This window comes from Brevibacterium sediminis (genome assembly GCF_013623905.1).
GTDB classification, from domain to species: Bacteria; Actinomycetota; Actinomycetes; order Actinomycetales; family Brevibacteriaceae; genus Brevibacterium; species Brevibacterium sediminis.
Window position 1 is genome coordinate 324,164 of sequence record NZ_JABKDD010000003.1, and the last position, 11,097, is coordinate 335,260.

Below are 11,097 nucleotides of genomic sequence, written 5' to 3' on the forward strand. Positions count from 1 at the left end.
GACTCAGCCCAGTTCGGTGAAAGCCCGGTACGAGAGCACGTTCTCAGTCTCCGCCGGGGAGTCGTCGGCAAGGACGGCGAGGGAGCGCAGCGCTTCCGACATCGCCGCACGGTAGAGCAGGGACCCGGTGCTGATCCGGGCCACCCCCGCCTCGGCGAGCGTCGTCCGCGAGTATCGCGGACTGGCCAGCACGTTCACCGGAACCCGACTGCGGGCGGTGATCGTCTCGATCGTCGACAGGTCGAGGTCGCCGGGGACGAAGATGCCATCGGCTCCCGCGTCCGCATAGGCGTCGATGCGTTCGAGAACCTCGCCGAGGCTGTCCTGGCCGAGCCAGAATGTGTCGATCCGTGCGTTGACGAACAGATCCGGACACGCTTCCTTGACGGCCGCCATCTTCGCGGCCAAGACCACGGGTTCGCTCATCAGTGCGTGCCGCGAGTCCTGGATGTTGATGCCGTCGATGATGAGTCGGCCGGCGGGGTCGGCGGGGTCGGCAGCGAAAGCCTCGCGCACGCTCGCGAAGACGGATTCGGGACTGTCACCGTACCCGTCTTCGAAGTCGCAGGTCAGCGGCTGTTCCGGCAGCGCCCGACGCAGAGCGGCGACGAGGTCCGCGGTGGCGGTCAGCGTCTCACGGTCCTCATCGGCGGCGCCGATGGCGGCCGCGACGCCCAGACTCGTCGTGCCCACGGCCCGGTGCCCCGCCTCGGCGAAGAACTGGGCACTGGCCACGTCCCAGGCGCAGGGCAGGATGAATGGGTCGCCGGGAACGTGCAGTTCGCGGAAGGCTCGCGTGGTGTCGGTGGGTGAGGTCATCGTCGGTTTCCTTTGTTCGCTGTCGGATAGTGCGCTGTCGGATTGTGCGTTGGGGGTCAGAGATGATCTCTCTGTGCGCTGAGCACCCAGTCGAGGCGGTCGCGCCCGTCCGCGGTGATCGTCAGAGCTCGCGAGTGCGGGCGGCGCAGGATCCACCCGCGGTCGAAGAACGTGCTGCAGATGTCGTCGCCGAGGCGACCGCCGAGGTGGGAACGACGTTCCGTCCAATCGAGGCACCGGCGCACAAGGGGGCGTGACGAGGCAGACGGTTGACCGACCTCGAGTCCGAATGCCTCTGCGAGCCCGGCCCTCCCGGATTCGGTGATGGTGAGTGACGGATCGATCCATTCTCGCTGCATCAGTGTGGAGAAGAGCTGAGTGCCGAACCGGCCTGCGATGTGCCGGTAGCAGGTGCGGGCTTCGATGAGCTGACGGTCACGGGTCTTCGCAGCCAGCGTCTGTGCTGAGGTCATCGATCCGCCGGCCAGAGCTCCGGTGTGCTCCAGCCAGTCGGCCACGTCGGTCGAGGAGATCTGAACATAGCGGTGCCGGCCTTCTCGTCGCTCGACGAGGACGCCGTGGTCGATGAGGACGTCGGCGTGTTCGGACATCGACGACATCGGAATCGACAGGCCGCGGGCGAGTTCGGTGAGCGTCCAGGCACGGCCGTCGAGGAGGCTGGCACAGATCATCACGCGCCTCGGGTCGGCGATGGCCGACGCCAGGGCGGCAATGTTCGGGGCGGACTCCGGGAATCTCCTCGTCATGCCACCATCGTAGGGCTGTGTTGTTTCGGTGGTGCCCGAAATGTCGCGGCTGCGCGCTGTCGAGGCGAGCCCGGCGCCGCCTCGTGGATGGCCTAAGGTTGAGGGCGGAAGTTTCCGTCCGAGGTGAGGGGCATGTGTGGCCGATACGACAGAGGGCACCGAGGCGGCCGACCGACTCGAATCCGCACTCACCGGCAGAATCGATCCCGGTACGCTCGATGAGATCGCTGGTCTGGCCCAACAGGTCCCGCGTGCCGAGATCGGACGCCTCGTCCACACCTCGACCCCGCTGCAGTCGGCGATGCTCTTCCGCGTGCTGACGAAGGAGGAGGCTCTCGACGTCTTCGAGGACCTCCCCCCGGCGTACCAGGCCGAGCTCATCGGCAATCTCCGCGAACCCGAGGTCGCCGATATCGTCGAGGGCCTCGACCCCGATGACCGTGCCGAGCTGTTCGGCGAGCTGCCCGCCGGCGTGGCCAGCCGCCTGATGAAGGGGCTGACCCCGGACGAGCGGGAGATGACGTCCGCGGTGCTCGGATACCCGAAGTCCGCGATCGGACGGTACATGTCTCCGGAGGTCCTCGGCATCCACGAGGATTGGACGGCGGCCCAGGCCATGGAGGTCGTGCGCGCCCGCATCGACGGACCCGAGACCGTCTACCTGCTGCCCGTCGTCGGTCCCGGCCGGGTGCTGCGGGGAGTGGTGTCGCTGCGCAACCTGCTTGCCGCCGATGAGGACACGATCATCGAGGACATCGTTCGTGATTCGCTGAGCACTCATGCGCTGACGGACCGTGAGGAAGCCTCGCGTGAGTTCCTCTCCCACCGGCTCATCGCGATGCCGGTGACCGATCAGGAAGAGCGGCTTGTCGGCATCCTCACCATGGACGACGTCCTCGATATCGTCGACGAGGAGGACGCGGAGGACCTCGCCCGCGGGTCCGGTACGGAACCGCTGGATCGCTCCTACCTGTCCTCGACGATCATTCGTCTGGTCAAGAGCCGCATCGTCTGGCTGCTCGTCCTCGCCGTATCGGCGATCCTCACCGTCCAGGTCCTCGAAGTCTATGAGGACCGACTCGATCAGGTCGTCGTCCTCGCGCTTTTCATTCCACTGCTCACCGGCACCGGCGGCAACACAGGCAACCAGGCGGCCACCACCGTCACCCGAGCCCTGGCCGTCGGCGAGGTACGCGTCCGCGACCTCGGCCGAGTCATCTGGAGAGAGCTGCGCGTGGGCGCGGTACTCGGTTCCGTGCTCGGCACATTGGGCTTCGTCGTCGCCGGACTCGTCTACGGTTGGGCGATCGGCCTGGTCATCGGGCTGACGCTGCTGTCGGTGTGCATCATGGCCGCGACGGTGGGAGGGCTGATGCCGATCATCGCGAAGAAGGTCGGGGCGGATCCAGCGGTGTTCTCCAACCCGTTCATCTCCACGTTCTGCGATGCCACGGGCCTCATCCTCTACTTCACGATCGCCACGACGGTGCTCGGCCTGAGCTGATGCCCCCTGTCCGACGGCCTCAGCCCGACCACGCCTCCCACAGCTCGGCGTAGCGGCCGCCTGCAGCGACGAGGTCGTGGTGGGTGCCTTCCTCGATGACCTGTCCGTGCTCCATGACGAGGATCCGGTCGGCTTTCTCCGCTTGGCTGAGCCGGTGGGCGACGATGAGCGCACCACGGCCGGAAAGGACCGCCTCGGCGGAAGATTCGAGGACATGAGCTCCGGCCGATCCCGCCTCGGCGGTGGCTTCGTCGAGGATCGCGAAGTCCGGGTCGGCGAGGACGAGGCGGGCGAGCGCGATCATCTGCTCTTGAACCGCGGACAGGCGGACCCCACCCTCCCCGATCTGCGTGTCGAGGCCGTTCGGCAGGGACGTCGCCCACCCGGCGCCGACCGTGTCCACGGCCTTGCGAACAGCGTCGTCGCTTGCGTCCGGACGCGGCAGGGTGATGTTGTCGCGCAGGCTGCCGGAGAAGGTGTGCACCTCCTGCGCGACCATGGCGATATGCCGGCGCAGCGCGGATTCGTCCATCGATCCCACGTCCACCCCGTTCGCCGAGGCGGCCCCGCCATCCGTCAGCTGTGCCCGTCCGTGACCGGGTGCGGACAGTCCCGCGGCAATCTTCGCCAGCGTCGTCTTCCCGGCACCGGTGGTGCCGACGACCGCGATGTGCTCACCCGGCGCGATGCTCAGGTTCACCCCGCGCAGCACGTGATTGTCCGTATCCGGGTCGGTGTCGTAGGAGAACCACAGGTCCTCGAGCACGAGCCACGGGGCAGCGGGTGCGGCCTGGGCCGAGCGCTTCGGCACGGTTCTGGCTTCGTCGATGACTCCGACCATCCGGGTCAGGGAGGCGCCGGCCGATTGGACCTGGTCGAAGAGTCCGACGAGGGCGCCAATGGGGTTGAAGAGGCGGTGGAAGACCAGAGCCGCCGTGGTCACGGCGCCGGCGGTGGACTCCCCGAACCAGACGAGGACGAAGCCGGCGGCCAGCAGCAGAGAGAGCACGACTGCCTCGGCGCGGTTGTTGCGGCCGAAGGCGCGGGTGACGAATCGGAAGACGTCGATCGACAGGTCGCGAGCATGTGCGGAGGCGGAGTCGATGCGTCGCATCTCCCCGGCCTCTGCGCGATAGGCGCGCAGGGTCGCGCTGCCTGTGAGGCCGCCGAGCAGGCGGCCGGCGCGCCTGCCGAAAGCGGCGCGTTCTTCTTTGTAGATGGGTTCTGATCTGGGCAGATACCAGCGCAGAGTGAGCCAGTACATCGGCACGGCGACGAGCCCGGTGAGGCCGAGACGCCAATCGATGGCGGCCAGACCGAAGGCAGAGACCACGACGACGAGGAGGGATTCGACGACGAGCGGCAGCACTTGGCCGGCGGCCTCGCCGATCTTGCGGGAGTCGTCGGCGACGCGGGAGACGAGGTCGCCGGTGCCGGTGCGTTCGATCCGCTGGGACTCGAGTGTCAGGGCTGAGTCGACGACTTCCGTGCGCAGTTCGGCGACGACGGGCATCGCGATGCGGGCGAGCGCCCAGGCGCCGATCCATGTGCCGGCGGCCATGACGATGCCGGCGATCGCGACGGCGATGGCGCAGACCCACACGAGTTCGGGGTCTGCTCCGGCGGGGAGTTCGTCGACGAGACGGCCGATCGCCCACGGCCCGACGAGGCCTGCCCCGGCATTGGCCAGTCCCGCGACGACGAGGAGGACGATCCAGCCGGCGCGGCGGCGCAGCAGCGGGGCCAGGTGGGCGAAGGAGCGACGCCGCGAGGCGATCGTCAGGGTGGTCTGCGGCGTCATCGGGTCACCGTGTCTCTGTAGGCCTCGGCACTGTCGGTGTCCGTCTCGAGGAGATCGGCATGGCGGCCGATGAGCAGCGGGCCCGACGTGGGGCGATAGACGACGGTGTCGGCGGCGGCGAGGAAGGCCGGGGATGAGGTGAGAATGATCGTGGCCTGGTCTCCTCTCCTGCGGCGCAGTCGGCTGAGCCCGTGGGCGATCTTCGCTTCGGTGACCGCGTCGACGGCGGTGGTGGGTTCGGCGAGGACGAGGATCTGCGGGTCGGCGTTCAGGGCTCGAGCCAGGGCGACGCGCTGCCGCTGGCCGCCGGAGAGGTTTCCGCCGAGTTCCTGGATCCGGTAGCCGAGTCCCCCATTGACGAGGTCGAGCAGCTCGTCGACGCCCGAGGCGGTAAGCACCTCGTCCGAGATCGGCGGGTGATCGACAGCGTCAGTGCGGTCGTCGGCGTCTGAACTGTCGGCGGTGACGACCATTGTGATGTTCGATCCGATGGTGCCTTCGAACAGGTCGACGTCGTGGGGTGCGACGAGCATCCGGGCGGGGCCGAGGCTCCTGGCGTGGGAGGTCAGCTCAGCCAGCAGCATGGCTGCGTCCTCGGCGTCGTCGGAGACGATGCAGGTCAGCGCTCCCCCGGCGGTGGTGAGTGCCCGGGACTCGGCGGTCGTCGGCCATCCGGCGATGGTGATTCCGGATTCGGTGGTGGTCACGCTCGGGCGGATATCGGCGGCATCACGGGTGGTGGGGGCCGCCTCGGCGCTGGTGTCTGTCGCATCGCCGGTGCCTGCTTCAGCATCGATGCTGGTCAGCAGGCGGGCGATCCGTTCGGCGGCGCCGTGGGATTGGGCGAAGAGGCCGACGATATCGGCGAGTGCGCGCATGGGCTCGGTGAGGAAGGCGGTCATGCCGAGGATGCCGATGAGCGCGCCGACGCTCATCTGGCCGTCGATGAGGCGCAGGCCCGCGACGATGAGGACGATCGCCAGCACCGCGGACATGACGAGTGCCCCGAGCCCGGCCAGGCGTCCGGTTTTCTCACCTGTGGCGACGCCGGCTTCGGCGGCCGCATCGGAGGTGGCGCGGTAGCGACGGACCGCCCACGGCTCTCCTCCCATCGCTTTGATCACGCGCAGTCCGTGCATGAGGTCAGACGCCGAGCGTCCCGCGGAGGCGACGGCTTCGAGCTGCGCGGTCGCGCGCGCGGAGACGGACCGGCCGGGCAGGGCGACGATGATCAGGCCGACGGGTACGGCGATGAGGACAACGAGTCCGGTCACGGGGTCGGCGATGAGGAGGAAGACCGCGGCGGTGATCATGCCCAGCACCGAGGCGATGCCGCGTCCGGCCTGTTGAAATGCGGTGGCCGCGGTGTCGGCATCCGCAGACGCGATCGACAGAACCTCGCCCGAGGTGCGGTCGGCTGGAAGGCTCGGGGCGGTCAGCGCCGCGTGTGTGATCTCGACACGCAGGGCGTGGGCTTCGTGCTCGCGGGCGGAGTTGCACAGACGTGCACCGAAACGGTAGCCGAGGCTGAGCACTGTGAAGAGGAGGCCGAGGCCCATGATGGAGATGATGAGGGCTGGGATCGACAGCGGGATGATCGCCCGGTCGACGATGATGCCGATCGCCACCGGCACGAGCGCTTCGCAGACCTGCCAGATCGACAAGGCCCCTGCTCCACCGAACAGGGGACGGATGCGCCGACGGGCGGCTCGGCGCAGCATCTGCGCACCGGTTTCAGGGGTCTTCGGCACGAAGGCTACCCTAACAAATTCGGTGGTGCGGTGGCGGCTCGGGTGGACAGCTGACTGCCAGGGCGGAAATCTAGGATGGCTTCATGACTTCTCCGATGGACTTCGGCATTCCCGATCTCACAGGGCGCACGGCCCTCATCACCGGCGCGAACAGCGGACTCGGCCGGGTGACTGCCCGGGTTCTCGCGGGCCGCGGTGCCCATGTCATCTTGGCCGTCCGCAACCGCGCGAAGGGTGAAGCCGCCGCGAAGACGATGTCCGGGAGCACGGAGGTGCGCGACCTCGACCTCGCCGATCTGTCCTCGGTGCGCGACTTCGCTGCGGACTTCACCGATCCGGTCGATCTCCTCATCAACAATGCGGGGATCATGATCCCGCCCCTGTACCGGACCGTCGACGGATTCGAATCGCAGTTCGGGACGAACCACCTCGGCCATTTCGCCCTGACGAACCTGCTGCTCCCGCAGGTGCGCGAACGCATAGTCACCGTCGCCTCCATCGCCCACCGGTTCGGCACGATCGAGTTCGACGATCTCGAGTGGACCGGCCGATCGTATCGTCCGATGGCCGCCTATGGTCAGTCGAAGCTGGCGAACCTGCTCTTCACCTCGGAACTCCAACGCCGGCTGTCCGAACGGTCATCCTCGGTGATTGCGACGGCCGCCCATCCGGGGATGGCGGCGACGAATCTCTTCGGCTCCAGCGACGACAACTCATTGGACGCGCGAGTCAGCCGTGCGTTCACCCGAGTGGTCGCTCAGAGCGAGCAGAACGGGGCACGGCCGATCCTCTGTGCCGCTGTCGCCGATCTGCCCGGTGGCAGCTACATCGGGCCGACCGGTCCGTTCGAGATCCGCGGAAAGCCGGGGTTCGCATCCCGTTCGGCGAAGTCCACCGACACCGAGGTGGCTCGCCGACTGTGGGCGGTGTCCGAAGAGCTGACCGGGGTCGGATTCCCGGAACTGTGAGGATTGCAGATGCCTGTGGTGACTAAGGTGGGTTCATGACGACTCTGCGCAGTGTGCACATCAGCAATGTCGACTCCGCTGTCATCGGCGATGCCGTCGACATCGACTTCGCCGACACGATCACGACAATCCGCCCTGCCGAGGACCCGTCTGCGGAGTCGAACGGATTCGTTCTGCCGGGACTCATCGACACCCATGTGCACCTGAAATCGCGGGAGCCGCTCGTCGGTGCTCTTCGCTCGGGGCTGACGACGCTCGTCGATCTCGGGACGCATCCGGACTCGCTTGTCGACGATTTCCGGTCCGACCGCGGAATCCCGGGGATCGTCAGCGCCGGATCGGCCGCCTCGGCGCCGGGGAGCTCACAGATCGAGGTGATGGGATTCCCCGTCGGATCCGGTGTCACCGGACCCGACGATGCTGACCGTTTCCTTGACTGGCGGGAGGCCGGCGGAGCCGATCTCATCAAGATCATCATCGAGGATCCGGACGCCACCGAGGTGCCCGCGCTCGATATTCCGACGCTGCGGGCGCTCGTCGACGGAGCCCGCGGCCGGGGCCTGCTCACCGTCGCCCATGCGGTCACTCCGGGGGCGTTCGATCGCGGCCTCGAGGCCGGTGTCGATGTGCTCACCCATGTCCCTTTCGGGGCACGGCTGAGCGAGGCGACGATCTCTCGGATCGTCGAGACGGGCACCATCGTCTCCCCCACCTTGGTGATGATGCGTGCGATTGCCGACGCCCGCCTCGGCGAGAACGCCGATTCCGCGTTCGCTCTCGCCCTGTCGAATGTGCGCGCCCTGCACGCTGCGGGAGTGCGGATCATTGCGGGCACCGATGCGAACGAGACGCCGTTCGCGCCCGTGCCCCACGGGGCGTCGCTGCACGGTGAGCTCGGCTACCTGATCGACGCCGGGATGACTGCCGCCGAGGCGATCCGGTCGGCCACCTCGGGCGCAGCCGATGCGCTCGGGCTGAGTGACCGGGGGCGGATCGTCGAAGGCGGTCGTGCGGATCTGCTGGTCCTCGGGACCGATCCGCTGGCTGATCTGGAGGATCTGCGCACGCCCGCCGAGGTGTGGGTCGGCGGGGTGCAGATCAGCGGAAGGCCTGCTGGCCGGTGATGTGGCGACCGAGGATGAGGGTGTGGACCTCGTCGGTGCCTTCGTAGGTGCGCACGGATTCGAGGTTGTTCGCGTGCCGCAGCGGTGAGTATTCGAGGGTGATGCCGTTGCCGCCGAGCATAGTCCGGGCTTCCCTGCAGATGGCGATGGCTTCGCGGCAGTTGTTCAGCTTGCCGACGGAGATCTGCACGGGGTCGAGGGTCCCGGCGTCTTTGAGTCGTCCTGTCTGGATGGCCAGGAGGGTGCCCTTCTGGATCTCGAGGGCCATGTTCACCAGCTTTTCCTGAGTGATCTGGTAGGCAGTGAGCGGCTTGTCGAACTGGAGGCGATTCTGTGCGTACTCGAGGGCGACTTCGAAGGAGTCGCGGGCGGCCCCCATGGCGCCCCACATGATTCCGTACCGGGCCTCATTGAGGCAGGAGAACGGCCCCTTCAGTCCCGTGACCTCGGGCAGGACCGCCTCGGCGGGCAATTTCACGTCCTCAAGGTCGATATCGCACTGGATAGAGGCCCGCATCGACAGCTTCTGCGTGATCGGGGTGGCGGTGAATCCGGGGGTGTCGGTGGGCACGAGGAAGCCGCGGATGCCGTCGTCGGTGGCGGCCCAGATGACGGCGATATCGGCGATCGAGGCCAGACCGATCCAGCGTTTGGCACCGTTGAGCGTCCAAGATCCGTCGGCGTTGCGAGCGGCGGTGGTGGCCATCGAGGCGGGGTCGGATCCGGCGGTGGGTTCGGTCAGTCCGAAGCAGCCGATGATCTCTCCGGCGGCCATTCCAGGAAGGTAGCGGTTCTTCTGCGCCTCGGAGCCGAACTTGTGGATGGCCGACATCGCCAGCGATCCCTGGACGGAGACGAAGGTGCGCAGTCCGGAGTCGCCGGCTTCGAGTTCGAGGGCGGCGAGACCGTATTCGACGGCGGAACGCCCCGGGCAGCCGTACCCCTGCAGATGCATGCCGAGGAGGCCGAGCTCGCCCATCTCACGCACGATCTCGGTCGGAAAGATCGCGCCTTCGTACCATTCGGCGATGTTCGGGCGGATCCGCTCGTCGACGAAGCTGCGGACCTTTTCGCGCAGCGCCAGCTCGTCGTCGGTGAGGAGTCCGGCGAGGTCGAGCAGGTCGGAGGGGTCGGCGGGGGTGGCTGGGGTGGCTGGGGTGGCTGGGGTTTCGGCAGTCATGGGCGTCTCCTTGGGCATTGAGTTCGTCTTCAACAGTGCCATCGGAATTACTCAGAGTCCAAGAGGTAATATCAAGGTGATTAAGCGTAAATTCTTATCAATCTGGGCAGCGGGGACATGACATGGAGTTCAGGCAGGTCACTGCGTTTCTCGCCGTCGCCGAGGAGCTGCATTTCGGGCGGGCCGCGGAGCGCCTGCACATCGCGCAGCCCGCGCTCAGCCAGATGATCCGCGCGCTCGAACGCGACCTCGACGTCGATCTGTTCGAGCGGACGACCCGGCGGGTCCGACTGACGCCGGCGGGTGAGGCGCTGCTCGAACCAGCTGCGGCGATCGGGACTCAGGTGGACGGTGCCCGGCGCATCGCCCGGGCCGCTCAGCAGGGTCTGGCGGGGCGGGTGCGCATCGGATTCGGAGGCACGAGCGGCTACTCCATCCTCTCCAAATTGGCCCGCGAGGTCGGCGAGTGGCACCCGGGCATCAGCCTCGACCTGCAGCCGCAGATGTACTGCGGGGAGGCCGCGATCGCGCTGCGCGACGGGGAGACCGATCTCGCGATCATCAGCCCGCCGGTGCCGGCCGGTGTCGAGGTCCACGTCATCCGACAGGAGAGCGTGATGATCGCCATGCCCTCGGGGCATGAGCTGGCCGAGCGTGAGTCGGTGAGCATGGGTGAACTCGCCGATCAGCCGTTCATCTCCTATGCCCCGTCGCACGGGTCGCAGGTCAGAGAGGTGATGATGCGGCTGGCCGACGACGCCGGTTTCCTTCCGCAGGTCGTCCAAGAAGCACCGGATCCTTACAGTCTTCTGGCGCTCGTCGGCGCGCAGGTCGGCATGGCCGTCGTCGTCGAGTCCTCGGATCACATCCGCATCGACGGAGTGCGCTATGTCCGCCTCGCCGAGGGCGGGGATTCGTTCACGCTCGCCCTCGGCTGGCGCCGGAACAACCCGTCCGAAGCACTGGCCCGGGTCCTCGACATCGTCCGCACCCTCTTCCCCTCCCCTATTACTACCTGACGGCGGCCCAGCAACCTGGCGCGAGGTTGCTGGGCCCCCGTCAGGATCCTTCTATGCTTGTCAAGCGGCCTCGCACCTCACGTTCGTCGCTTCGAGAATCCGATACACCTCTCGGGCCACATACCGCTTGATGCACCGGATAACGTCCTTCTTCGACTTCCCTT

Annotated in this window: 9 protein-coding genes; 4 read left to right on the plus strand and 5 right to left on the minus strand. The window is 67.4% G+C overall.

Annotated features, from left to right (window positions below):
* Positions 1 to 3: 3 nt before the first annotated feature.
* Together HK108_RS07595 and HK108_RS07600 are read right to left on the minus strand one after the other, a co-directional pair.
* Positions 4 to 819: an isocitrate lyase/PEP mutase family protein gene (locus tag HK108_RS07595; RefSeq protein ID WP_180345641.1), complete on the minus strand. Its 816-nt coding sequence runs from the start codon at positions 817 to 819 to the stop codon at positions 4 to 6.
* A gap of 56 nt (positions 820 to 875) precedes the next feature.
* Complete coding sequence (locus tag HK108_RS07600) at positions 876 to 1,586, minus strand: ArsR/SmtB family transcription factor (RefSeq protein ID WP_139469180.1); 711 nt, start codon at positions 1,584 to 1,586, stop codon at positions 876 to 878.
* Positions 1,587 to 1,722: 136 nt separating this feature from the next.
* On the opposite strand from HK108_RS07600, the gene mgtE reads away from it, so the two are divergent.
* Positions 1,723 to 3,090: a magnesium transporter gene (mgtE, locus tag HK108_RS07605; protein ID WP_139469178.1), complete on the plus strand. Its 1,368-nt coding sequence runs from the start codon at positions 1,723 to 1,725 to the stop codon at positions 3,088 to 3,090.
* A gap of 19 nt (positions 3,091 to 3,109) precedes the next feature.
* On the opposite strand, the gene HK108_RS07610 is transcribed toward mgtE, so the two are convergent.
* Both HK108_RS07610 and HK108_RS07615 read right to left on the minus strand, forming a co-directional pair.
* Positions 3,110 to 4,891 (minus strand): ABC transporter ATP-binding protein, encoded by a 1,782-nt coding sequence (locus HK108_RS07610; protein ID WP_181271031.1) that lies wholly within the window; start codon positions 4,889 to 4,891, stop codon positions 3,110 to 3,112.
* Positions 4,888 to 6,642 (minus strand): ABC transporter transmembrane domain-containing protein, encoded by a 1,755-nt coding sequence (locus tag HK108_RS07615; RefSeq protein ID WP_229664265.1) that lies wholly within the window; start codon positions 6,640 to 6,642, stop codon positions 4,888 to 4,890. Before HK108_RS07615 ends, HK108_RS07610 begins: the two co-directional genes overlap by 4 nt.
* A gap of 83 nt (positions 6,643 to 6,725) precedes the next feature.
* On the opposite strand from HK108_RS07615, the gene HK108_RS07620 reads away from it, so the two are divergent.
* Together HK108_RS07620 and HK108_RS07625 are read left to right on the plus strand one after the other, a co-directional pair.
* Positions 6,726 to 7,610 (plus strand): oxidoreductase, encoded by an 885-nt coding sequence (locus HK108_RS07620; RefSeq protein ID WP_218973656.1) that lies wholly within the window; start codon positions 6,726 to 6,728, stop codon positions 7,608 to 7,610.
* Positions 7,611 to 7,645: 35 nt separating this feature from the next.
* Complete coding sequence (locus tag HK108_RS07625; RefSeq protein ID WP_139469174.1) at positions 7,646 to 8,734, plus strand: amidohydrolase family protein; 1,089 nt, start codon at positions 7,646 to 7,648, stop codon at positions 8,732 to 8,734.
* Here HK108_RS07625 and HK108_RS07630 read toward each other — a convergent pair.
* The gene (locus HK108_RS07630) at positions 8,709 to 9,914 is read right to left on the minus strand and encodes an acyl-CoA dehydrogenase family protein (protein ID WP_181271032.1); all 1,206 of its coding nucleotides are present in this window, start codon (positions 9,912 to 9,914) and stop codon (positions 8,709 to 8,711) included. The genes HK108_RS07625 and HK108_RS07630 overlap by 26 nt on opposite strands.
* A 122-nt stretch (positions 9,915 to 10,036) precedes the next feature.
* Between HK108_RS07630 and HK108_RS07635 the strand changes: the two genes are divergently transcribed.
* Entirely contained in the window at positions 10,037 to 10,933 is an 897-nt protein-coding gene (locus HK108_RS07635) for a LysR family transcriptional regulator (RefSeq protein ID WP_181271033.1), read from the plus strand.
* Positions 10,934 to 11,097 lie beyond the last annotated feature (164 nt).